General features: G+C 69.6%; 17 protein-coding genes. 3 read left to right on the forward strand and 14 right to left on the reverse strand.

Translation table 11 applies throughout. The annotated features are described in order from the left end of the window. Positions 1–84: 84 nt before the first annotated feature. The 6 genes from QSK31_RS01020 to QSK31_RS01045 all read right to left on the reverse strand — a co-directional run bounded on the left by QSK31_RS01020 (position 85) and on the right by QSK31_RS01045 (position 8528). Complete coding sequence (locus tag QSK31_RS01020; RefSeq protein WP_285680067.1) at positions 85–1746, reverse strand: LTA synthase family protein; 1662 nt, start codon at positions 1744–1746, stop codon at positions 85–87. A gap of 34 nt (positions 1747–1780) precedes the next feature. Then, the gene (gene thrS, locus QSK31_RS01025) at positions 1781–3010 is read right to left on the reverse strand and encodes a threonine--tRNA ligase (RefSeq protein ID WP_285680069.1); all 1230 of its coding nucleotides are present in this window, start codon (positions 3008–3010) and stop codon (positions 1781–1783) included. A 166-nt stretch (positions 3011–3176) separates the two neighbouring features. Further along, positions 3177–4544, reverse strand: coding sequence for an ABC transporter substrate-binding protein (locus QSK31_RS01030; protein ID WP_285680071.1), 1368 nt, complete (start codon positions 4542–4544; stop codon positions 3177–3179). A gap of 10 nt (positions 4545–4554) precedes the next feature. Then, on the reverse strand, positions 4555–5430 hold the full coding sequence (locus QSK31_RS01035; RefSeq protein ID WP_285680073.1) for a carbohydrate ABC transporter permease: 876 nt from the start codon (positions 5428–5430) through the stop codon (positions 4555–4557). 12 nt (positions 5431–5442) lie between these two features. Beyond that, complete coding sequence (locus tag QSK31_RS01040; RefSeq protein ID WP_285680075.1) at positions 5443–6375, reverse strand: carbohydrate ABC transporter permease; 933 nt, start codon at positions 6373–6375, stop codon at positions 5443–5445. Positions 6376–6383: 8 nt separating this feature from the next. Further along, positions 6384–8528: an alpha-galactosidase gene (locus QSK31_RS01045; RefSeq protein ID WP_285680077.1), complete on the reverse strand. Its 2145-nt coding sequence runs from the start codon at positions 8526–8528 to the stop codon at positions 6384–6386. 71 nt (positions 8529–8599) lie between these two features. Between QSK31_RS01045 and QSK31_RS01050 the strand changes: the two genes are divergently transcribed. Beyond that, positions 8600–9673, forward strand: coding sequence for a LacI family DNA-binding transcriptional regulator (locus tag QSK31_RS01050; protein WP_285680079.1), 1074 nt, complete (start codon positions 8600–8602; stop codon positions 9671–9673). On the opposite strand, the gene QSK31_RS01055 is transcribed toward QSK31_RS01050, so the two are convergent. From QSK31_RS01055 to QSK31_RS01085, 7 genes are all read right to left on the reverse strand, one after another. Next, positions 9612–12605 (reverse strand): ATP-binding protein, encoded by a 2994-nt coding sequence (locus QSK31_RS01055; protein ID WP_285680080.1) that lies wholly within the window; start codon positions 12603–12605, stop codon positions 9612–9614. The two genes, QSK31_RS01050 and QSK31_RS01055, sit on opposite strands and share 62 nt — an antisense overlap. 126 nt (positions 12606–12731) lie before the next feature. Further along, positions 12732–15707, reverse strand: a complete 2976-nt coding sequence (locus QSK31_RS01060; RefSeq protein WP_285680081.1) for an alpha-mannosidase — start codon at positions 15705–15707, stop codon at positions 12732–12734. Positions 15708–15719: 12 nt separating this feature from the next. After that, complete coding sequence (locus tag QSK31_RS01065; RefSeq protein ID WP_285680083.1) at positions 15720–16757, reverse strand: ABC transporter ATP-binding protein; 1038 nt, start codon at positions 16755–16757, stop codon at positions 15720–15722. A gap of 58 nt (positions 16758–16815) precedes the next feature. Beyond that, a complete protein-coding gene (locus tag QSK31_RS01070; protein WP_285680085.1) occupies positions 16816–17562 on the reverse strand; it encodes an ABC transporter permease in 747 nt (248 codons plus the stop codon). A 32-nt stretch (positions 17563–17594) separates the two neighbouring features. Next, positions 17595–18446 (reverse strand): ABC transporter permease, encoded by an 852-nt coding sequence (locus tag QSK31_RS01075; protein WP_285680087.1) that lies wholly within the window; start codon positions 18444–18446, stop codon positions 17595–17597. A 1-nt stretch (position 18447) separates the two neighbouring features. Next, on the reverse strand, positions 18448–19575 hold the full coding sequence (locus QSK31_RS01080; protein ID WP_285680089.1) for an ABC transporter substrate-binding protein: 1128 nt from the start codon (positions 19573–19575) through the stop codon (positions 18448–18450). A 102-nt stretch (positions 19576–19677) separates the two neighbouring features. Then, complete coding sequence (locus QSK31_RS01085; RefSeq protein ID WP_285680091.1) at positions 19678–20778, reverse strand: LCP family protein; 1101 nt, start codon at positions 20776–20778, stop codon at positions 19678–19680. Between the two features lie 167 nt (positions 20779–20945). Here QSK31_RS01085 and QSK31_RS01090 point away from each other — a divergent pair, with 167 nt between their 5' ends. Both QSK31_RS01090 and QSK31_RS01095 read left to right on the forward strand, forming a co-directional pair. Next, positions 20946–21926 carry a glycosyltransferase family 2 protein gene (locus QSK31_RS01090; RefSeq protein WP_285680093.1) on the forward strand — a complete coding sequence of 327 codons (981 nt, stop codon included), beginning with the start codon at positions 20946–20948 and terminating at the stop codon, positions 21924–21926. Beyond that, positions 21916–23013 carry a glycosyltransferase gene (locus QSK31_RS01095; protein ID WP_285680096.1) on the forward strand — a complete coding sequence of 366 codons (1098 nt, stop codon included), beginning with the start codon at positions 21916–21918 and terminating at the stop codon, positions 23011–23013. The genes QSK31_RS01090 and QSK31_RS01095 overlap by 11 nt, the downstream gene beginning before the upstream one ends. Positions 23014–23123: 110 nt before the next feature. Here QSK31_RS01095 and QSK31_RS01100 read toward each other — a convergent pair whose 3' ends face one another. After that, entirely contained in the window at positions 23124–24563 is a 1440-nt protein-coding gene (locus QSK31_RS01100; RefSeq protein WP_285680098.1) for a pentapeptide repeat-containing protein, read from the reverse strand. Between the last annotated feature and the right edge of the window lie 11 nt (positions 24564–24574).

A 24574-nucleotide genomic window follows, 5' to 3' on the forward strand; every position in this document is an offset into this window, starting at 1 on the left:
ACAGGGTCCATCCTCATCATCGGCAGGCGATTCCCGATACGGAGGCTCATTGCCGAGCGGGTTTGCGCGGGATGCGGGACGGGGTCAGTGCGGGGACTTGGTGCCGAGCGGGGCGGCGTAGGCGGTAAGGAACTTGTCTCGGAAGGCGTCCATCTTCGTGACCGGGGCCTCCTCGTCCGGGCGCATGCCGTCCTGCCAGCCCCAACCGGCGATGCGGTCGAGGACGGCCGGGTCCTTGGCGACGATCGAGATCGGCACGTCGTGGCTGGCGTCGACGCCGCTCACCCGGGGGGCCGCCTGGTGGTCGCCGAAGATGATCATCACCAGGTCGTCGCTGCCGTAGCGGGTCGCCCACTCGGTGAGCGCGGTGATCGAGTAGCCGACGGCGGTCGCGTACGCGGAGCGCACCTTGCCGGTCGACTTCCAGACCTCGTCCTCCGTCATGTTGTTCACCATCGGGCCGAAGATCGAGCCGTCGCCGACCTGGTCCCAGTCGACCATCTTGGGCTGCGGCGCCCACGGCGTGTGGCTGGAGGTCAGGGTGACCTCGGCCATCAGCGGGCCGCGGTGCGGGCGGGAGTAGACGGTGCGCTGGAAGGACGCCAGGGTGAACTGGTCCGGCATCGAGGACCAGCCGAACTGGGGGCCCTTGTAGCCGAGGTTCCGGGAGTCATAGACCTCCTCGTACCCGTAGAAGTCCTTCTCCGGCCAGGCGTGCTTGTTGCCGGGCTCGACGGCGACGGTGTCCCACCCGGCCTTGTGGAAGGCCTTCGTCAGGGTGAGCCGGTTGCCCGCGCCGGAGGTCAGCTGGCGGTAACGCTGCTGCTGGTTGACCCACATGCCGGACTGGAAGGAGGCGTGCGCGAGCCAGCTTCCGCCGCCGTAGGTGGAGGAGGTGAGGTAGCCGCTGCGGGACTTGAATCCGTCGGCCGTGAGCCGGCTGTTCGCCGCGTCCAGGGCCGGGTCGAGGATGGCGGCCATCTTCGGGTTCTCCAGCGCCGACCGGCCGTAGCTCTCCACCACGCCGATCACCACGTCCTTGCCGCGCAGGGCGCGCAGCAGCTGGGCGGGCGGCACGGTCGCGTACGGGTCGTCGGCCGCCTCCGCGGCGAACGACCGCTGGTCCTGCAGGGAGCGGGGGATGTTGGCCAGGGTGGTCCGGGCCAGCACGGCGGTGGTGTCGGAGGCGACCGGCGCGTACGGGAACAGCGTCACCCCGACCAGCGCCAGCGCCACCCACGCCGCGGTAACCGCGGGTACCGCCCGGGTGGCGATCCGGCGGTGCCGAGCGGCGAGCCCGGAGAGCCGGAGCACTGCCCAGGCGAGCAGCACGACCAGCCCGATCGACCCGATGATCGCGCCGGCGACGGCCGCCACCGCCGCCGGCGTGCCCGAGGTCTCGGTGACGAAGTTGTAGCCGTCGCCGAGCAGTGGCCAGTCCAGCACGGGGTCGAAGCGCCGGGCCAGCACGGTGAGGAACCCGATGTTGATGATCTTCAGGATGGCGAGCACCCCGATCCCGCCGCCGATCAGCAGCGCGGCGGGCTTGCGCAGCCGCTGCGGCACGATCAGCAGCACCGCCGCGCCGACGATGGCCTCGATCGGCAGCCGCAGGAAGGCCCCGGGCACCCAGTACCCGGGCTTCAACCGGCCGATGCCCTCGGGCACGACCAGGGCGACGAACACGATCAGGGCGGCCAGCACCGTCAGGGATACGGTGATGATCGAGCGGAGGCGGAGGGTCACGCCCCCTTGCTACGGACGATCCGCCCGCATCGGTTCACCCGAGAAGATCATGTGACCGGAAATTCACCATCCGTCGAATCAGTCCGAGCGCCTCGGAAACCGGCTGACCAGGGAGTTCTCGCCCGTCACGCAGCCGCAGGGCGATCTGGCCGGCGGCCGCCTCGCGGTCGCCGACGATCCCGACGTACGGGATCTTCCGCAGCGCCGCCTGCCGGATGCGGGCGCCGAGCGACCCCTCGGCCGACACCTCCACCCGCAGGTCGGTGGCCGCGGACCGGATGTCCCGCACGGCGGCGTCCTGCGCGGCCGACACCGGCAGGAGCATCAGCTGGACCGGGGCGTACCAGGCCGGGAAGGCGCCCGCGTGCACCTCGATCAGGTGCGCGAAGAGCCGTTCCATGCTGCCGGCGAGGCTGCGGTGGATCATCACGGGCACCGGGTGGGAGCCGTCCGCAGCCGCGTAGGTGAGCCCGAAACGCTCCGGTTTGTCGTAGTCGATCTGCACGGTCGACAGGGTCTGCTCGCGGCCGGCGTCGTCGCGTACCTGAATGTCGATCTTGGGTCCGTAGAAGGCCGCCTCGCCGGGCGCGTCCTCGTACTCGACTCCCGCGGTCTTGAGCGCGGCCCGCAGCACCTCCTCGGCCCGCGCCCACATCGCGTCGTCGTCGATGAATTTCCCGCTGCCGTCGCGGAGTGAGAGGCGGACCCCCGACACCTGTACGCCGAGCGCCTCGTGCGCCTGCCGGATCAGCAGCAGCTCCCGGCCCACCTCGCCGACGACCTGGTCCGGCACGCAGAAGGTGTGCCCGTCGTTGAGCGCGATCACCCGGACCCGGCTCAGCCCGCCGAGCACCCCGGAGCGTTCGGCCCGGAACATCTGCCCGATCTCGGCGATCCGCAACGGCAGCTCGCGGTGGGACCGGCCGCGGGCGCGGTAGACCAGCGCGTGGTGCGGACACAGGCTCGGCCGCAGGAACAACTGGTCGTCGGGGGAATCGGAGGAGTCGGAGGACATCGCGAGCGGCGGGAACATGTCGTCGGCGAAGTGCTCGAGGTGCCGCGACAGCTCGAACAGCGAACGCCGGCCCATCGGCGGCGAGATGACGTGCTGGTAGTCGTTGCGGCGTTCCAGCTCGCGCAGGTACTCCTCGACGGCGTGCCGGGCCGCCGCGCCGGCCGGCAGCCAGAACGGCAGGCCCGCGCCGGCGAGCGGGTCGGAATCGAAGAGCTCGAGCTCACGGCCGAGCTTGCGGTGGTCGATCATGACGATCTCCTTGGTGGAGGGGACCGCCCCGGGAAAGACGCCAGGCCCGGGGCGAGTGCCCCGGGCCTGGGATGAACTACGTCGTTACGCGGCGCCGGGGTGATCCGGCGTCGTCGTGGAGAGACTCGCGTAACGCATGGCGATCACGGTAGACCATCGCCGGCTCTCATCCCACCACTTTAAACAGGTCGTTGAGCTGGTCGTTCACCCTGGTCAGCGAACTGGGCGGGTCGCTGCCGATGTACACCGAGTCCATCCTCGGGTTGACCAGCGCGACGATGTCGGCCGCGTTGCTGGTCACCGGGAAGAGGAACGTCGTCTTCTCCTTGACCTGGTCGGTGAAGGGTGTGACGTCCAGGTTCCGTTCCTTCTTGTTGTACTGGATGGCCAGCTCGGTGGCCTCCGGCCGGGCCGGGAACACCACCCCCGACTCACCGATGATCTTCTGGCACTCGGCGCCGGAGAGGAACTTGACCCACTTGGCCGCGTTCTCCGGCTGCTTCGACAGCGTGGTGATCGAGTCGGCCAGTCCGTTGAACATCGACGCCCGCTTGCCGGTCGGCCCGATCGGGGTGGGCGCGATGCCGATCTCCAGCGGCTTGCCGTTCTCGTCGGTGAGCTTCGTGAACGTGGAGATCATCCACGAGCCGCTGATGCCCATCGCCGAGATGCCGGACTGGATCTGTTTGTCGGTGCCGATCGAGTTGGCGCCGCCGATCTCGGCGTACGTCGGCATGTAGCCCTTCTGGGCCAGCCCGAAGTACCACTTCAGGGTGTCCTGGAAGACCGGCTGGTCGAGGTTGAAGTGGGTGCCCCACGGGTTCTTGTCGGTGGCCTGCCACCCGGCGCTGCCGGTGAACGCCGACCACTGGGTCTGCCCCCAGCCGGAGCCGCCAGAGCCCTCGGCCGACATGCCGTGCACCTTGACGTGGTTGGAGTCGAAACCGGGCTCGTCGCCGCGCTTGCCGTTGGCGTCCACGGTCAGGTGCGCGACCAGTTTCTCGAAGGTGCCGCCGTCCTGTGGGTTCCAGCTCAGGTTCCGCAGTTCCGCGGGATCGACGCCGGCCTCCTTCAGCGCGGGCACCGAGTAGAACAGGGCGACCGTGTCCCAGTCCTTCGGCGAGCCGTAGCGGTGGCCGTCCTGGCCCTTCCACAGTTCGGCGAGCCCCTCCTGGTAGTCGCCGTCCTGGATGTCCTTGGTCGGGCCGAGCTCGTCCAGCGGCCGGAGCACCTTCAGGTCGGCGAACTGGGCGAACCGGGCCAGGTGATCGGTGAACACGTCCGGCGCCGCGTCGGCGATGAAGCCGGCGGTCAGCTTCTGCCAGTACGTGTCCCAGCCGTACTGCGAGATCCGTACGCTCAGGCCGGGGTTCTGCCGCGCGAAGGAGTCCGCGCACTTCTGGTAGCCGGGCTGCTGACCGGAGTCCCACAGCCAGTACTCGATGACGCCGTCCGTGCCGCCGGCGCCGCTGCCGCCGCACGCGGTCAGCAGGGCCATCGTGAGCGCGGCCGCGCCCACCTTCAGTCGTCGCATCATGGTCACCTCACTTGATCCCGCTGAAGCCGATGGAATTGACGATGCGTCTGGCGAAGAACATGAACAGCAGCAGCATCGGGAGCGCCGCGACCAGCGTGGCAGCCATCAGCCCCGCCCAGTCCGGCCCGGTCTGCGGTGTTTGCGACTTGAATACGCCGAGCGCCACGGTGAGCACCCGCGACTTGTCGGTGTAGCTGACCATCAGCGCCCAGAAGTACTCGTTCCACGCGGCGATGTAGGTCAGGATCGCCAGGGTGACGATCGGGGCGGACGACATCGGCATGATCAGCCGGAAGAAGACCCGGGTCTTCGAGGCGCCGTCGATCAGCGCCGCCTCCTCCACCTCGGACGAGATGCCGAGGAAGAACTGGCGGAGGAAGAACACCGCGAACGGGGTCATCAGCATGGTCGGCAGCGCGATGCCGAGCAGCGTGTCAACCAGGCCGAGTTGCTTGATCAGGACGAAGTTCGGCAGCAGGGTGAAGATCGTCGGGATCATCAGGCCGGCCAGGAAGAAGCCGAACACCCGTTCCCGGTGCCGCCACTTGAGCCGGGCGAAGGCGTACGCCGCCATCGCCGAGAAGAACACCTGGCCGACGGTGATCAGGGTGGCGACGACGATCGAGTTCAGCAGGTAGCGCCAGAAGAAGATCTCCTGGCCGGCGCCACCCTGATCGATCGCCTCCTGGCCGGTCTGGGTGCCGAAGACCCGCTCGAAACCGCCCAGGCTGGGCTGCACCGGCAGCACGCTGTCGCCGCCCGCGTAGAGGGCGTTGTTGCTGGAGAGCGCCGTGCGCAGGATCCAGTAGAAGGGGAACAGGCTGAGCAGGACCACGATGATCATGAATGTCCAGGCCGCGGCGCGGCCGATGGTGAAGCGCATCGCCGACCCCTCTCAGTTCAGATCCGATGTGGACGCCCGGGTCAGCCGATATTGCAGGAACGTGATGATCATCAATACGATGAGCAGCGCGACCGACATGGCCGAGGCGTAGCCGAACTGGAACCGGCCGAACGCGACGTCGTAGATGTAGTACTGGAGGACCCGGGACGAGTCGACCGGCCCGCCGCGGGTGGCGATGGCGACCGTGTCGAACACCTGGAACGACCCGACCACGGTGATGATCAGGACCAGCCCGAGGATCGGCCGCAGCAGCGGGACGGTGATGCTGCGGAACATCCGCGGCTCGCCGGCGCCGTCGATCCGCCCGGCCTCGTAGACCGTCTCCGGGATGGTCTGCAGGCCCGCGAAGATCAGCAGCGCGGTGTATCCGACGTGCCGCCACACGTTGACGCCCGCGATGGTCGGGATGACCCAGGCCTCGGAGGAGAAGAACGCGATCCGCTCGACCCCGATCACCTCGAGCAGTTTGTTGCCGATGCCGAGCTGGAAGTCGAGCACCCACAGGAAGATCATCGCGGCGACCACATTGGACACCAGGTACGGCGTGAGGACGATCCCGCGCAGCCAGGTCCGCTTGGTCAGCCGCTGCATCATCACCGCGATGATCAGCGCCAGAATGGTCTGGAAAAGGATGTTGAGGAAGACGTACCAGATGGTGACCTTGAGCGAGTTCCAGAACACCGGGTCCTGGACCATCCGGACGTAGTTGTCCATCCCGTTGAACTCGGGCGGCGTGAGCAGGTTGAACCTGGTGAAGCTCAGGTAGATGCCGCGCAACGTCGGCCAGACCATGAAGACCAGGAAGCCGATCAGCGCGGGCAGGATGAAGAGAAGGGCGAGCCGCGAGTCGTCGCGACGGCGTGGCGTTCGTGGGGCGGTGGTCGTTCCGGTGGCAGCCGGACTCCTTGTCGTCGTTGTGGCCATCTCACTCCTTAGGCGGGTCCCTGCGTCGCGTCCACGCGGCACAGCGCCGCTTGATCGGGCCGGATGCGCGGGAAGGCGAGCCCTACGTGTTCCAGGGCGGCGCCGCTGATCGTCACGCTCTCGTTCCACCAGGAAGGGGCGGCCACGGCTCCGCCGGGAACGGGGCTGACGACGTAACGCCGTGCCGGGTCCAGGCCGCGCAGTCGCAGCCGGCCCGGCGGGTCGGGCGCGACGCTGTCCAGCGCCACCAAGGCGAACAGCGCGTGCTCGCGGTCCGGGGAGACGACGCCGTGCACGAGAATGTTCGGGTCGGCGGTGTCCATCCGCACCAGGTCACCCCCGAGCAGCAGGCCGCGGTGCTCCTTGAAGAACGCGATCCACCCCGCCAGCTCGGCGCTCTCCTCCGCCGTCGCCTCGGACAGGTCCCACTCGATGCCGAGGTGGCCGAAGATCGCCGTAGCGGCGCGGAAACCCAGGTCGTGCCGGCGGCCGGTGGTGTGCGAGGTGCCGTCGGCGATGTGCGAGCCCATGAACTCAGGCGGGATCAGCTGGGTGGTCCAGCGCAGCATCGACTGCCGGTCGTGCGGGTCGATGTTGTCCGAGACCCAGATGCGATCCGTACGCTCGAGAACGCCCAGATCGACCCGCGCGCCGCCGGACGAGCACGACTCGATCTCCAGCCCCGGGTGGGCGGCGCGGATCTCGTCCAGCAGGCGGTAGAAGGCGAGCGTCTGCGCGTGCACGCCCGGGCGGCCGCCGTCGCTCTGGGTGCCGGCCTCGATCAGGTCCCGGTTGTGGTCCCACTTGATGTAGCTGATGTCGTACTCGGCCAGCACCGCGAGGATCTGGGACTTGACGTGCTCGTACGCCTCCGGGATGCCGATGTTGAGCACCTGCTGGGTGCGCGACTCGACCGGCCAGACGTCGCGGGCCGCCATGATCCACTCGGGGTGGGCGCGGGCCAGGTCGGAGTCCGGGTTCACCATCTCCGGCTCGAACCAGAGGCCGAACTGCATGCCCAGCTTGCGGACCCGGTCGATCAGCGGGTGCAGACCCCGCGGCCACACGTCCGCCGACACCACCCAGTCGCCCAGCCCGGAACGGTCGCTGCGGCGCGAGCCGAACCAGCCGTCGTCCAGCACGTACCGCTCGACGCCGGCGGCCGCCGCCCGCTCGGCCAGGTCGGTCAGCTTGTCCAGGTCGTGGTCGAAGTAGACGGCCTCCCAGACGTTCAGGGTGACCGGCCGGTCGGCGGACACCCGGGGCTCGCGGGCGCGCAGGTGCCGGTGGAAGCGCCGGGCCACCTCGTCCAGCCCGGCGCCGTGCGAGCCGTACAGCCACGGGCCGCGGTAGCTCTCGCCGGCGGCCAGCCGGACCTCGCCGGGCAGCAGCAGCTCGCCGCCGCCGATCAGCTGCTCGCCGGTGAAGACCCGCTCGGCGTAGTGCGTGTGGTTGCCGCTCCACGCGGTGTGCACCGCCCAGATCGCGCCGTCCGCGAAGCCGAAGCCCGGGGTTCCGGCGTGCAGCAGGTACGCGCTGTCCGCCCCGGTCCGTCCCTTGCGGTTCTCCCGCAGGTGGGTGCCGGTGGTCAGGGGCCGCCGCTGCGGGCGCCGCTCGAAGTTGTGCCGGCCGCCGAAGTCCAGCAGCTCGGCCGCTTCCGCCGGGACCGGGAACGCCAGCACCAGGTCGTCCAGCTGGTAGGTGTCGGCGGCGTGGTTGGTGAGGGCGGCGCGGGCCCGGAGCAGCCCGGTGGGCAGCAGCTCCAGCAGCACGGTCAGGCCCAGCCGGTCGCCGTCCGCGGCGGTCACCTCGAGCACGCCCGGCCCGCTTGCCAGGAAGCCGTCCACCGGCTCCCCGTTCAGCAGCACCGAGGTCGTCCGGAAGAACGGAGACCAGCCGCGGCCCGCGTACGAGCCGCGGATGCCCGGCCGCCCGGTCCAGCCGAGGTGGTGCTCGGGCAGCACGCCCGGCCGTGGCACCGGCTCGAGGCTGTTGCTGCCCAGTACCGGTGCGGCGGCGTCGGTCAGCGTCTCGGCCTCGGCCGGGTCCAGATCCGGTAACGCGGCGCCCCAGTGGACGATCGCGGGCAGCCGCCCGTCGCGGACGTCGATCAGCACTGTCACCCCGGCAGCGGACAACGCGACGACGGGCATCGGCGGCCTCCTACGGCTAAATGTTTAGCCGAGTCTGTGCCTGGTTTCGTCAATGTGTCAAGGTTGTGAACGTGGCTGGTCGGAGGCAGGGTCGGGTGACGCTGCGGGACGTGGCGGAACGCGCGGGCGTCTCGGTCACGACGGCGTCGTTCGTGCTCTCCGGGCGGCACGACATGCGCATCTCCGCGGCCACCGAGGAGCGGGTGCTCCAGGCCGCGCGCATGCTCGACTACCGCAAACGGCTGGTGCCCGGCTCGGCCGTGCCCACCGGCGCGCCGGCCGTCGGGCTGATCTCCGACGTGGTCGCCACCGAGGCCTTCGGCGGCGAGATGATCCGCGGCTGCATCTCGGCCGCCACCGAACGCGGCCACGTCGTGCTGATGACCGACAGCGAGGGCGTCGACGAGATCGAGGACTCCGCCGTCCGGGCACTGCTGTCCCGCGGCGTCGACCGGTTCATCTACGCGACGCTGGGGACCATCGAGTACCGCCTGCCCGAGGCACTGGCCGGGCTGCGCGTGGTGCGGATGAACAACGTCGACCCGGCCGCCGTGGTGCCGGCCGTGCTGCCCGACGACCACCGGGCCGGGCGGGAGGCGGCCCAGGCGCTGGTCGCGGCCGGGCACGGCGGCGGCATCTGGCTGGTCGGCGAGGTCGAGACCGGGGCGTACGCGGCGGGCAGGCGCCTCGCCGGGATCCGGGCCGGGCTGCGCGCGCACGGGCTGAAGCTCGCCGGGCACGTGCGGTGCGGCTGGTGGCCGGGGGAGTCCCGGGCCGCGCTCGCGACGCTGATCGCGGACGGCTGGCGGGAACGGGAGCGGCCGACCGCGGTGATCGCGATGAACGACCGGGCGGCGATGGGCGTCTACCAGGCGGTCGCGGCGGCCGGGCTGCGCGTGCCGGACGACCTGTCGGTGATCTCGTTCGACAACTCCGACGTGGCCCGCTGGCTGGACCCCGGCCTGTCCAGCATGGCCCTGCCGTACTTCGACATGGGCCGCCGAGCGGTCGAACTCCTGCTCGGCGACGAGCCCGACCCGCGGACGCACCGGCTCGCCATGAGCCTGCGCGCCCGCGGCTCGATCAGCGGCCCGGCGCCGGACCGGTCCGGGACTCGCCCGGCGTCTCGTCGTCGGGTCGGCTGAGCAGGATCGCCCTCTGCAGCAGCGCGTCGGCGACCAGTTCCTGCATCGCCGGTGCGGAGTCCTTCTGGTAGCGGGCGATCAGATGGTCGAAGATGCCGAGCGCCTCCCGTCGGCCGCCCTTCTTCCGGCCCGTCTCGGACGCGTAAGCGAGCGCGTCCCCCGGCGCGGAAGCGTTCAACTCCCGCAGAAATACCGCGGCCTTGGCCGCCGCCTCGGCGAACTGCTCCGGAGCCTCCTCGGCCAACTGCTGTAACCGGCTCAGTGCCTGCTGCGCGGCGTCGATCCGCTGATCGGGATCCCACCGGGCGGCAACGGCCCTGTTGTGGAGAGCGTCCGCCAGGATGCTCCGCACGATGGTGGAGTCCTGGCCGTCGTAGCGGGCGATCAGGTCGTCGTAGACGGCTGCGGCTTTTCTGCTGCGCCCGGACGTGAACAGCAGGTTCCCCTTGTTGAACATGCCCAACGCGACGATCTCCGCGATGCGCGGCGACGTGGCGGTCCCGAAGCGGGCGATCAGCTCGTCGAACGCCTGGAGCGCCGGTTCGATCTCATTCTCAGCCGCCATGGCCATCCCCTTCTCGAACAGAAATCCGGCGAAATCCTCGTGCAACCAGGGCGAGCTGGGGAGATATTGGCTGAGGAAGCCCCCCGCGGCGACTCGCCCCTTGGTGAAGACGTGATCCTTGCCGAGCGTCTCTTCCAGATGGCCGCGCAGCCGGCGCGCCTCGTTGTCCGCCTCGGCGCCCGGACGCGATCGCCGCAGCGACTCGATGTGGTTGCTCCGCGCGATCAGGGTGATGAACCCGTTCTCCCCATACGTCCTTGTCGCATCCGCGGCCACGGTTCTGAGCAGTCTCTCGGCCGCGGGCCAATCGCCCTGCCAGCCGACCTCGATGGCCGTGAGCTGGCGCGTCATCAGGGTGAGCCGGAAGTCCGCGCCCAGGACCCGCCGTTGTTGTGCCAGTAGTTCCTCGTAATCCGGGCGGACCTGTTCCCAGGACAGCTGCCGACGGCGTGCGTCCAGAACGTTGTGCCGGGCCGCCAGCACCACCGCGCTGTCAGCGGGCCAGCTGCCCGATCGGACCTTCAGCACTTCCAGCCAGATGCGCTCGGCCTCCGCGGGATGGGTTGATGACCCAAGCAGACGAGCGAGTTGCTGCCAGGCTTCCAGGCGGGTCTCCGCCACCGGTTCGTTCCATGCCGAGCGGGCATCGAGCAGAGACCGTAGGAGCGTGATACCGGCCTGGGCACGGTCCATGTATCCATAGGCCTGAGCCGCGTGTTCGCTCGTCGTGGCCAGCGTGATCAGGGCGGCGTCGTCCAGTCGCGGGGCGGAGTGCGTCAGAAGGGCTTGCAGGTGCGGGGTGAGCAGCCGGTACTTCGCCCAGGCGGAGAGCCGGTCCGGACTCAGCCCGTCGAGTTCGGTGGCGATCAGCGTGACCGCGGTGATGCGGATGAGGCGCTCGTGCGCCTTCGCGCGCGTTTCCAGCAGGTGCTGCCGGTTGGTGTCGGCGACCACGGCATGCACCCGAATCCCCGGCCCGGTGATGCCACGCCTGCGGGATCCCGGCTCGGCCAAGGTGATCAGGCCGAGGTTGTCAAGTCCTTCCAGCAGCTGACGCAGGCTCGGTGGAGCGGCGCCCCTGACGCAGGCGGCGAGGAACGAGTCGAGCCGGTTGCCGAGCAGCGCCAGCGGTATCGACTCACCCGCGGCGAAGCAGCTGAGCAACCGCAGAGCCGGGCGCGCCTGCGGCATCCCGCGAGCGGCCAGGGCGTCGAGCGACAGCTCCCAGGTCCGCATCAGCATCATGCGTTCGACCGCGGCGGGATTGTCCGCGGCCGTCTCGGCGGCCCGGACGAAGCGTGGGTCGGCGTCCAGCGCCGCGTGATAGCCCCGGAAGGTGTTGTGGGGGGCGTACGGGCTGTTGAGATAGAGACCGGCCAGCCGCAGGGCCAGCGGGAGTTTCCCGAGCCGGCGGGCCAGGTCCCGCGCCTCGGATTTCGGGCCGGCCCGCGGTGCGAGATCGAGCAGGATCGCGGCGGCGGCGTCGTCCTCGAGTTGCCCGACGTCGATCACGGACGCCTTCGCCGGCCATCGGTCTCTGCTCCGGTGCCGGCTCGTCACCAGGACCAGCCCGGTACGCGCGACACGGAGCCAGCCGGTTCCGTCGCGCACCGGCTCGGCCTCTCGGCCCCCGTCCCGCCCGGGCCGGCCCAGCATCTCCAGCTCATCGGCGTTGTCGACGATCAGCAGCCATCCGGCGGGGGCGTCGTCCAGCAGCCGCCACAGCTGATCGGGACTCTCCGGGGTGGCGGCGCCGATCTCGGCCACCGTGGCCTGGTCGGAGGTGAGCCCGGCTGCGACGGCGCGCAGCCCGTCGACGAGGCCGCCGGCGGTCACGGCCGAGACCTCCCACGCGGGGTCGTCCTGCTGCCCGTGGACAGCGGCGCTGCGGACGAGTTCCCGCGCCAGCGTGGACTTGCCCGTGCCGCCGGCGCCCGCGAGCACCACGAGACCACCCTGACGCCGGTATTCCGCCAGAGTGGCGAGGAGACTCTTCCGGCCGCGCACCCGTTCCGGCAGTCCCTCGACGCGGACCGGCGCGCTGTACAGCGGTGCGAAGCCGTCCTCGTCGTCCTCGTCGGGCTCGGCCCCGGCTGTCTGCCCTTCCGCTGAGGGCTCGTCCAGGACGCCGTAATCCTTCGGCGGGACAACCTCCGGCACGGCCGGAGCCTGCGGGTCATAGGCCAGGACCGCTATCGCCCCGAGGAGGGCGACCGCGGTCCAGATGACCCATGGCCGTTGCAGGAAGCCGGGTAGCGGCAGGCCCGTCGCGATGTTGCTGGCGAGCGGCAACAGCACGAGCATGCAGACGCCGGAGACGACCGAGGTGACCTTGCGCAGCCTGCGCCGCCGCTGGTCGTCCGGCATGCCGCGCCTACCGAGCCGGTGCGCTGAACACGGCCTCGGGAACGGTCACAGCGCTCAGCATCTCATGTGGACACGCGCAGTGGTAGCTCAGCGCGACTTTCCGGCCGCGCTGAGCTACCACTCTCGTCAGGCGGCTCGGGTGATGCGGAGCGTGACGATCTCGAAAGGCCGCAGCGACAAGGAACGTTCGTTCTCCGGGAGGTCCGGCAGCGGACGTTCGTGCAGGTCGGTGCGCTGGAAGCCAGTCGCCTCGAACGAAGTGTCAACAACGGTGCTTCCGGGCGTACCCAAGGACTCGTAGAGCCGGACCACGACGTCGCCGGACCGGTCGTCGGCCAGCTTGACCGCCTCGATCAGGACGCCCGGGGAGCCCTCCAGGCGCACCAGCGCCGGCACCCCGCGCCCACCGGTACGGGTGACCGGCGGCAGGTTGAGCGCGTAGCCCGCGGCCACCGCGTCGGCAGGCGTCGCCGCCGGGACGAACCGGAAGCGCAGGTCGTGCGACCCCTGGTCGGTGTCCGGGTCGGGGAACCTCGGCCCGCGCACCAGCGTCGCCCGGACCTGGGTGGCCATGCCGCCGCCCTCGCGGGCCACCCGCCGCACCTCGTGCCCGTAGGTGCCGTCGTTGGCCAGCGCCACCCCGACCGGCTCGCCCACGTGCACCCAGCGGTGCGCGGCCACCTCGAAGCGGGCGGCGTCCCACGACGTGTTCTCGTGCGTGGCCCGGGTGACGTGCCCGAACTGCGTCTCGAAACGCGCGCGGTCGGCGTGCACGTCCGCGTCGAAGCCCAGCTTGAGCAGCCGGTGCTGCTCGTGCCAGTCCACCTCGACGCGGATCTCGACGCCTGCCTGGCCGGGCCGCACGGTGAACGTCTGCCGCGCGGTGGACGAGCCGAACGCGCGCTCGACGACAGCCTGGGCGGCGCCGTCCTCGGTGACGGAGAAAGTGGACGACTCCACGCCGGTCACGTCCTCGACGGTGGCCCGGTAGTGCCGGTCCACGTCCCAGGCGTCCCAGTGCGCGGGGTAGTCCGGGTGCAGCTGCAGCACGCCGCCGCGGCCGCCGGGGGCGATGGCCTCGGTGCCGGTGGCGACGTCGACCAGCGACACGATCGTCCCGTCCTCGCCCAGGGTGACCTCGGTGCGATCCGACCGCAGGGTCCGGCCGTCGACCTCCGCCCGTGCTTCCGACGCCGGAGACTGGATGACGGCCTCGCCGGCGGTGGGGCGGGAGTCGAACACGACAGCGTTGTCACCCGGGCCGGCCAGCGCTTCCTGCGACTTTTCGATGAGTGCGGCCAGAACCACCGCAAGCTCCGCGTAGGTCTCGCGGGCCTCGCGGTGCACCCAGGAGATCGACGACCCGGGCAGGATGTCGTGGAACTGGTGCAGCAGGACGGTCTGCCAGTGGTCGCGCAGCTCGTCGTACGGATAGTCGGCCACGCCGAGCACCGCCGCGGTCGCCGCCCACAGCTCCGCCTCGCGCATCAGGTGCTCGCTGCGCCGGTTGCCGCGCTTCATCGCCGCCTGCGACGTGAGCGTGCCGCGGTGCAGCTCCAGGTACAGCTCGCCGTACCACTGTGGTGGTTCCGGCAGCTCGGCCCGGGCCGCGTCGAAGAACGCCTCCGGCCCCTCCAGGCGTACCTTGGGCACCCCCTCCATGCCGGCGGCCCGCCGCGCCCGCGCGAGCATCTCCCGGGTCGGGCCGCCACCGCCGTCGCCGAACCCGAACGGCAGCAGCGACCGCGTCGCGGCGCCCTTCTCCTTGAAGTTGCGCGCGCTGAAGTTCAGCTCCTTCACCGTGATCTCGCCGTTGTACGTGTCGGCCGGCGGGAAGTGCGTGAACACCGAGGTCCCGTCGATGCCCACCCACTCGAGCGTGTGGTGCGGGAAGCGGTTGACCCGGTTCCAGGAGATCTTCTGGGTGAGGAAGTAGTCGATGCCGGCCTGCCGGACGATCTGCGGCAGCGCGCCCGAGTAGCCGAACGAGTCGGGCAGCCAGGCCACCCGCGTCTCGTGGCCGAGGTGCTCGCGGAAGAACCGGGCGCCCTCGGTGAACTGCCGGACCATCGCCTCGCCGCCGGGCAGCACCGTGTCGGACTCCACCCACTGGCCGCCGACCGGCACGAACCGGCCCTCGGCGACCCGCTGCTTGGCCCGCTCGAACAGCGCCGGGTGGTCCTCGCGCAGCCACGCCCAGTGCTGCGCGGCGGACATCACGTAGACCAGGTCGTCGTTCTCGTCCATCAGCTGCAGCACGTTCGCGACCGTCCGGGCGACCTTGCGCCGCGTCTCGCGCAGCGGCCACAGCCAGGCCGAGTCGATGTGCGCGTGCCCGACCGCGCTGACCGTGTGCGCGCTGGCCGACGCCGGCGCCTCCAGCACCTTCACGAGCGGTTCGCGGAGCAGCTCAACATCCTTCGTCCCGTACGCGTCGACGAGATCGAGCGTCCGGTCGAGGGCGCGCACCGCCAGCGCCCGCAGCGTCACGTCGACGCCCGGCTCGTTGAGCAGCCCGGCAACGAGCTCGATGTCGTGCACGAGGCCGGCGAGGGCCAGGTCCCGGACGACGACGGCGGCCGCGTCGAGCGTGTACAGCTCCTCCTCGCCCGCGGTCCGGCGGTCGCCGAGCTGGGAGGGCGCGAACTGGGAGACGCCGTTGCCGAAGAACTTCGGGTTCGCCGCCGCCTCGAGATAGAGCTCGAAGGAGCCCGCGTCCGGCAGCGGGATCCAGGTGTTGCGCGGCTCGACGGCCTTGATCACCGTGCCGTCGGCGTCGTAGACCAGCCCCTCGGACTGGAAGCCGGGCATCTGCTCGCCCGCCCAGCCGAGGTCGACCTCCAGCTCCACGCGTGTGCCGCGGGCCTCCGCCGGGACCGTGCCGGTGATCCGGAACCAGATGGTGTCCCACGGCCGGCCCCACCGGCCGCCGATCGGGAACGGCTGGTAGTCGGCCTCCCTGGCGACCTTGAACGGGACCGGCTCGCCGCGCACCTCCCACGCCGCCACCTCGACCTCGGCCACGGGCACGGCCACTGCCGGGTTGATGCGGTCACGGAGGGCGCGGTCGAGCCGCTGCTGGGTGATGTCCTCGGAGTGCATACCTGATATTGCTCAGGAAGTGCCCTCCAGCGCTACCGCCACGGGCCGGATCTCCAGACGGACCCGGGTGCCGGGCGCCAGCTCGGTGACCCGTCCGGACGCCACCTGCGCGGTTACCAGAGCATCGCCGACCTGCACGATCACCCGGCTGAAAGGTCCCAGGAAGCTCGCCGTGAGCACCTTGCCGGGACCGTCCGTGTCCGGCACCACATCGACGGACTCCGGGCGTACCAGAGCAGTGACCTGGGTCTTGTCTCCCGATGCCGGCGTAACCAGGGGCAGGGCGGTGCCCATGACCTCGACGCCGTCGCCCTTGAGGACGCCGGGCAGGCGGTTGCTCAGACCGACGAAGTCGGCGACGAACGCCGTGGCGGGGGAGAGGTAGACGTCCGCGGGGGCGCCGAGCTGCTCCAACCGGCCCGACCGCATGACGCCGACCCGGTCCGCGACCGCGAGCGCCTCCTCCTGGTCGTGCGTGACGAAGAGCGTGGTGGTCCCGACCTCGGTCTGGATCCGCTTGATCTCCTCGCGCAACTGCACCCGCACCTTCGCGTCCAGCGCGGAGAGCGGCTCGTCCAGCAGCAGCACCGTGGGCCGGATCGCGAGCGCCCGGGCCAGCGCGACCCGCTGCTGCTGACCGCCGGAGAGCTGATGCGGGTAACGGTCCGCGTGCGAGGCGATGCCGACCAGCTCGAGCATCTCCGCGGCCCGGTTCTTGTCCGCGCCGCGCTTGCGGAGCCGGAGGCCGAACTCCACGTTCTGCCGGGCCGTGAGGTGCGGGAACAGGCTGTACGCCTGGAACACCATGCCCATGTCGCGGCGGTTGGCGGGCAGCCCGGTGATGTCCTTGCCGTCCACCACCACGGTGCCGCTGTCCGCGTCCTCCAGGCCGGCCAGCACCCGCAGCGCGGTGGTCTTGCCGCAGCCGGACGGGCCGAGCAGGGCGATCAGCTCGCCGGGGTGCAATTCGAGATCAAGACCATCGAGCGCGTGTACGGTGCCGAACGTGCGCCGCAGGCCTTGCAGATGTACGGCGACGCCGCCGTTCACGCCGTTCCTCCGAACCTAGAAGTGACAGAACAGCGATCAAGACACTCGCTTCGCTCGGTCATGACGCGCTTCTCTTTCGTCGATCGCCGACCAGGGACAACAGCAGGAGCAGCACGAACGCCAGCAGCAGCGCCGCCAGCGAGACGGCCACCGACATGGTGGCGCTGCTCTTGCCCAGGAGGTTGATCGCCACCTGCAGGTTGGTGCGGTTCAGCAGGGAGGCGATGGTGAACTCGCCGAGCACCAGGGCGACCGTGAGGAACGCCGCGGAGAGCACCGCCGACCGGATGTTCGGCAGGACCACCCGGGCCATCACGGTGAACCAGCTCGAACCCAGGCTGCGGGCCGCCTCGGCGAGTGTCTTGACGTCGATCGCGGACAGGCCGGCGTCGATCGCGCGGTAGGCGTACGGCAGGACCAGGATCGTGTACGCGAAGGTCAGCGTCAGCGACGAGCCGCCGATCAGGTAGTTCACCCACGCGTACACCGGCGCCAGCCCGACCACGAGCACGATCGCCGGGATGGTCAGCGGCAGCAGGCAGATGAACTCGACCAGCCGCCGCAGTCCGGGCAGCCGCAGCCGGACCCAGATCGCGGTCGGCACCAGCAGCGCCAGCATCAGCACCGCGGTCAGCGCCGCCTGCCCGAGCGACATCAGGATGCCCTCGGCCAGGTCCGGGTAGGTCGCGCTGAGCTCCGGCCAGTTGATCAGCGTGGACCAGGTGCTCTGCTCGCCGCGGGTGGTGAACTCGACCATCGCCACGATCGGCAGCAGGAAGAAGATGCCGAGGAGGGTCAGTACCACCCACCGGAAGATGGACTGCTTCCTTCTGAAACTCAGCCGAGCCACTTGGCCGTCCTTCGCTGGAGCAGCGCGTAGAGCGCCATGACGACGGCGACGACCACGATCATGCCCAGGGCCATCGCCTTGCCCAGGTTGGCCTGACCGAGCACGACCTCGCTGGTCAGGGCGCCCCGGATCTGCAGCGGGATGATCGGGTTGCCCTGGCTGACCAGGGCGGCCGCGGTCGCGTACGCGGAGAAGGCGTTGGCGAACAGCAGCAGCGCGCTGCCCAGGAACGACGGCGCCAGCAGCGGGCCGGCCACCTTCGTCCAGTAGACCCAGGTGCTGCCGCCGAGGCTCTCGGCCGCCTCGCGCCACTGCGGCCGGATGCCGTCCAGAGCGGGCAGGAAGACGATCACCATCAGCGGGATCTGGAAGTACGTGTAGACCAGGATCAGCCCCGGCAGCTCGAAGAGCCACACGCCGCCGGCGTAGATGTCCACGCCCACCTGCTCGCGCAGGAAGACGGTGGCGAAGCCGGACAGCCCGATCGTGGCGATGAACGCGAACGCCAGCGTGACCCCGCCGAACTGGGCGAGCACCCCGGACGCGGCGGTCACCGCGCGCCGGAGCAGCCCGTTCGGCCGGGCGGTGACCAGCGCGTACGCCAGTAGCGCCCCGAGCACCGCACCGATCAGCGCGGTGCTCGCGGACAACAGGATGCTGCGCCCGAACGCGTCCAGGACGTAGCTCTCGCCGAGCGCCCGGACGTTGGCCAGGGTGACCCCGCCCCGGTCACCCGCGAACGCCCCGATCACCACGACGAGAGTCGGGGTGACCAGGAAGATCGCGACGTAGGCGAAGAACGGGACGGTGCCGAGCGCCCTTCTCAGTACGCCTGCCACGTCAGCCGATGGCCTTGGCCCAGTTGGCGGTCAGGTATTCCTTGGCCTTCTTGGTCTGGTCCTCGGTCTGGAACACCGGGGTGCCCTCGGTCTTGGGCAGCGCGCCGTACGCGGTCTTGTCGATCGTGCCGGCCTTGTCCATCGCCTCGGCGCGGACCGGGCGGGCACCACCCTTGAGCCAGAGATTCTGACCCTCGTCCGAGTAGAGGAACTCCTGCCACAGCCGCGCGGCGGCCGGGTGCGGGGCGTCCTTGCTGATCGCCTGCACGTAGTACGAGCCCACCACGGCGCCGGCCGGGACCACGGTCTTCCACGCCGGGGTCTTCTTGGCCTGCGCGACGTTCAGGTAGTCCCAGTCGATGACCACCGGGGTCTGACCGGACTCGATGGTCGCCGGGGTCGGGTCCACCGGCAGGAAGTTGCCGGCCGCCTTCAGCTTCTTGAAGAACTCGACGCCGGGCGCGATGTCGTCGGCCGAGCCGCCGTTGCCGAGCGAGGCCATCACCACGCCGGAGAATGCGGCGCCGGCCTGGGTCGGGTCGCCGTTCAGCGCCACCTTGCCCTTGTACTCCGGCTTCAGCAGATCGGCCAGGGTCGCCGGGGCGGGCACCTTGGCGCTGTCGTAGCCGATCGCCATGTAGCCGCCGTAGTCGTTGGTCCAGGTGCCGTTCGCGTCCTTCAGAGCGTCCGGGATCTCCGACCAGGTGGCCGGCTTGTACGGCGCGAACTTGGCCGTGTTGGCGCTGGCCACGGCGCCGCCGAGGTCGAACACGTCGGGCGCCTTGTCCTGGCCCTTGAGCTGGTCGGCGGCGTTGATCTCGTCCTGGCTGGACGCGTCCGGCTGAGCCGAGTTGACCTTGATGCCGTACTTGGTGCCGAAGGTCTTGATGATCTCGCCGTAGTTGGCCCAGTCCGGCGGCAGCGCGATGACGTTGAGCTGGCCCTCCTTCTTGGCCTCGGCGATCAGGGCGTCCAGGCCGCCCAGGTCGGCGGCGGACGCCGCGGTGGCGGCGGTGGCGGTGCCGGACGTGCCGCCCTCGTCCTTGTCCTCGGGCGGGGCGCAGGCCGCGGTGGCGGCGAAGGCCGTGGCCGCCACCAGGGCGACAGCCGAACGTGCAAGGGTCCGCACTTTGTATCCTCCTCGGGGCGGCCTGAGGGGCTGGGCCGCCATCAGGCGTTGATCTTGACCGAGGTTGGTTGGCGTCCGGGCAAACTCCAGCTGACAAGTCGGTCAGGTCTGCGCCACAACCTCGGGGTGCGACCGGATGAATGCCGCAAGGTCATCGTTCCGTACGGCCCTGAGCATCTGAAGACTCGTTTCGGTCAAGATCTCCACGCTACCCACGCCTGGCACGTTCCGGCTGTGGAACTCGCCATTGTTCGTCTTCAGCGTCACGAGTTCGTCCGGTTCGATCCCACGCATCGCGAAGACCCAGTCCTCCAGCGGGATCCCGCCGTCGTCCACGGTCATCGTGCGGCCGATCGCCCGGAGCAGACCCGGCAGCTTCTGCGGCGAGCTCAGCCCGGAGTCCACCGCCTGCTTCAGCACCGCGCGCAGGAACTGCTGCTGGTGCCGCTGCCGGCCGTAGTCGTAGTCGCCGTTCGCCAGGAGGTCCCGCTGCCGCACGAAGTCCAGCGCCTCGGTCGGATTGAAACAGCGATCACCCTTGGCGTACGTGTTCGGCGTCGTGCCCGCGATCTTGTGGCGGATCGTGCCGTCGGAGTTCAGCTTGTACGGCACCGCCGGCTTGCCGGTCTTGTTGTCCCGCCCCTTGTGCACCGATTTCGTGGTCTCGTCGACGTACATGCAGACCCGGCCGAGCACGTTCACCACGCCGGCGAAGCCCTGGAAGTCGATGATCGCCCCGGCGTCCGGGGTGATGCCGGTCAGCTTCCTGACCGTCAGCGCCAGCAGCTCGAAGCCACCCGACAGCGCCTTCGCCCCGGTCAGGCCACGGCTGCCGAACGCGAACGCGGCGTTGATCTTCGCTTTGCCGCCGGGGTACCTGACCGCGCCGTTGTCGAACTTCGGGATCTGCACGTAGCTGTCGCGGGGCAACGAGACCAGGTAGCCCGTCTCGTGCCCGGCCGGGATGTGCAGGATGATGATCGAGTCGGACCTGGTCAGCGCCGACGGATCCTGGTTCTTCCGGGTGTCCACGCCGACCAGCAGGATGTTCTTGGCGCCCTTGACCTGCACCCGCTCGCGTTCCGGCGCCCGGCGCACCGACCCGAGCAGGTTCTGCTGGGTCACCGTCTTGGTCGCCTGGTTGACCGTCACCCTCATCGCGGCGACCGCCCCGCCGCTCCCGAGCACGAGCAACACGCCCACCCAAACCAGTACCAGTCCCCAGCGCGGTCTCTTCACACCTTCTGGACGCTCGCCGGCCCTTGATCCGTTGTCAGTTTCCGCGAAGTTCACATTCCCGTCGCCAAATCCCGCCCAGCGTCCAACTTGGCGTCACCGCCGCGCCGTCCGGGTTTCCTAGTGTTTCGCGGATGTCTCCGAACCCGGACGTAAGCGTCGTCATCCCCACGCGGTTCCGTCCCGGCCTCGTCGTCCGGGCGGTACGCAGCGCGCTCGCCCAGACACATCGCGACCTCGAGGTGATCGTGGTCGTCGACGGGCCGGACGAGGCCACCGAGGACGCGCTGGCCGCCCTCTCCGACGACCGGGTCCGGGTCCTCACGCTGCCCGAGAAGGGTGGCGCGCCGAACGCCCGGAACCGGGGCGCGCAGGCCGCCCGCGGCGCCTGGGTGGCGTACCTCGACGACGACGACGAGTGGCTGCCGTCCAAACTGGAGGTACAGCTCGCCGCCGCGGCGGCCTCGGGCGCGACGGTCCCGGTCGTGGCCAGCCGCCTGATCAACCGGACACCGCGCGCCGACTCGGTCATGCCGCGCCGGTTGCCCGGCCCCGGCGAGCCGATCAGCGAGTACCTGACCGTGCGGCGCGGCCTGTTCTACGGCGACGGATTCATCCAGACCTCGACGATCATGGCGCCGGCGTCGCTGTTCCAGCGGGTGCCGTTCACCGTCGGGCTGCGCCGCCAGCAGGAGCTCGACTGGACGCTACGGGCGCTGCAACAAGAAGGCGCCGCGCTGGTCTTCGCCTCCGAGCCGCTGGTCCTCTGGCACCAGGACGAGGACCGTGACCGGATCAGCCTGCACTCGCCCTGGCGCGAGCAACTGGAGTGGCTGCGCGCCAGCCGCCCGCTGTTCACCCGCCGCGCGTACGCCGCCTTCGCGATGAGCGTGCTGTCCTCGATGGCCGCGACCACCCGCAGCTTCAGCGTCTTCCGGGAGATCCTGGCCGAGGCGCGCGGACACGGAAGACCTGGAATCATCGACTACGTGACCTACCTACAGATCTGGGCGCTGCCGCCGGGCATCCGGCACCAGCTGCGCGACAAGGTGCTCGGCCGGACAGCCGCGCCCGCCTCCGCACCCGCCTCCCGACAGCGGGTCGATGTCGGCTGACCGGGCCGGCCGGCCGGTGGTGGTCTGGCGCAGTGCGCTGCTGCCGGGTTCGGAGACTTTCGTACGCAACCACGGCGCCCACCTGACCCGGTGGTCGCCCGCGTACCTGGGCGCCACCCGGATCACCTCGGCGTTGTCCCTGCCCACCGACGTGATCGCGTTCCCCGACGGCAAGGGCTTCCTGCGGCTGCGGCTGACCGGCTCGTCGCCGCGGCTCACCGCGGCCCTGCGGACTCTCAACCCCGCCGTGGTGCACGCCCACTTCGGCGGCGACGGCTGGCTGGTGGCCCGGGCCGCCGCCGCGGTCGGCGCGCCGCTGGTGGTGACCGTGCACGGCCACGACGTGACCCGCCAGCCGAACACCCCCGGCCCGCACGGCATCCGCTACCGCCGCAACCTGCGCGACGTCTTCCGCCGCGCCGCCGTGATCCTGGCCGTCTCGTCCCGCATCCGCGACCGGGCGGTCGCCCTGGGCGCCGACCCGGCGAAGGTCCGCGTCCACCACACCGGCATCCCCGTCCCGCCCGCCCAGCCGCCGGCCTCCCCGCGCTGGGACGTCGCCTTCGTCGGCCGCCTGGTCGAGAAGAAGGGCGTGGCCGACCTGCTCTCCGCGCTCCGCCGCACCCCCGCTTCGGCGGTCGTGATCGGCGACGGCCCGCTCCTGGAAAGCCTCCGCGCCCAGGCGTCCGACCTGGACGTGACCTTCACCGGCGCGCTGCCACCGGACGAGGTCGCCGCCCACCTGGCCGCCGCCCGCATCCTGGCGGCCCCGTCCCGCACCGCCGCCGACGGCGACGAGGAGGGCCTGCCCACCACCATCCTGGAGGGCGCCGCCCACGGCATCCCGGTCGTCGCGACCCGCCACAGCGGCATCCCCGAGGCCGTCCTCGACGGCGAGACCGGCCTGCTCTCCACCGAGGGCGACGTGCCGGCCCTGGCCACCAACATCACCCGCCTCCTGACCGACGAGGCCTTGCGCACCAAGTTCGGCGCGGCCGGCCGCACCCACGTGGCCGAGAACTTCGACCTGACCAAGCAGTCCGCCCGCCTCGAGGACCTCTACGACGAACTGGCCGGTCGCGGGTGAGGACGTTGTCCATGAACGTTTGCCCGGTGTAGATAGTCAGGCGGCTTTCGTTGCGTAAGCACGTTCATGGCAGTCGGGTGAGTTAACCATCTCAGTGCATTGATCAATACTCATTCCTTAGCCAAGTGATTGATCAAGCTTTGCGGCCACCCTCGCCTATTTTGATCATCTTTGACATCTATTTCACATTGGTCGAATGCTGGATCGCTGTCGAGTGTGGCCTCGTGGAAGCTTATGGTTTCGCTGAAATGCGACTTCCTGAACGACACCTCACCCCTCAATGCCGCCTCGTTGAACGATACCCGCCCGCGGAAAATCGACTCGTCAAATCTGGCGCCGTCGAGAAAGCTTGATCTAGAAAAGTCTCCGCTGCCCGTGAAGTCCACATAACTGAAGAAAGCCGGTTCGAGAAATTTCACCCGGGAAAAGCTAATTCCGTCCATCGCTTTCGAATTATTGAAGTATGCCGCTCCTGAGAACGTTGCCTCATGGAAAGACGCGTCATGCAGAAACCTTGTTCCATAGAAACTGATGCCGTAGGTCTTCTTGCATTCAAACTGAACGCTTGCAAAAGAGGAGCTGTTCATGAAGAGAGCATTCTCGAATGTTGCCTGACCGGAGAATCTTGTGTATAAGAATGATGCTCTTCCGTAGAATTGCGCCTCGTCGAAGTTCGCGTGCCTGACCTGAGCGCCGCGAAGGTACCAATCAACCAAAGTCGCTCCCGAAAGATCGATGTCGATGTTCTTCCACAGGTCTTTCGGGGTTACCCGGGTTGCGGCGTTGACGTGCATCTCATCAGGGAAAGGGGTGCACAGATGAGCGATCAGGATTCGCTGCGCCGCACGGCGGACCTGCAACTCCTGTTGCGGGTCGCGGCCGGTGAACGTCGCCGACGACTCGATCCGTGCAGGCAGCTCGGTGATGACCCCCGATCCTGTAGCCGGCTCGTCTCGGCTGCCGGCCTTCGGCATGCGGTACGGCATGCGGAGATAGGCGCAGATAACGTTGACAATTGTCTGCTGCTGGTCGGCATGGTTTTGCGCCAGTCGCTCGAGGGAATACAGGCCCGCCAGCCGAACGGCGGCGTCGGACGAACCGAGCTGCTCTGCAGCTTTGGTATAAATTTCGGTAACACGCCGATCCGCTGCGTCCGCCTCGATGTGATCCTGCTTCCGAACTTCGAGGCGATGAGCATGTTCGGACAATTGCTGTCGGCGAACACCAAGCATGAGCGCCGCTACGGCGCCGCCCGCAGCGAAAAGGCCAAGCCCGTACTTGATGGCGTCGATCTGCAGTTTGGCGCGCTCGGGTTCTGTGCTGATGCCTGTGGCAATTAACAACATTGCAGTCAGGCATAACGTCCCGACACCAACTACGATTGCGACCACAGTCATGATCCCGCGGTCGGATAGCAACCACGGCCACCGCAGCCGCGGCGCAGGGCTGTGGGTGGAGCTTGACAGACTCCGTTTTGGATCGCTCGACGCCTCGCCGCCATCGGTTCCTTCATCCACTGCCGGTTTGTCATCCCCGTCGCGTCGCACCATCTGACCATAGT

The sequence above is a fragment of the Actinoplanes sp. NBRC 103695 genome, from assembly GCF_030269485.1.
Lineage (GTDB): Bacteria > Actinomycetota > Actinomycetes > Mycobacteriales > Micromonosporaceae > Actinoplanes.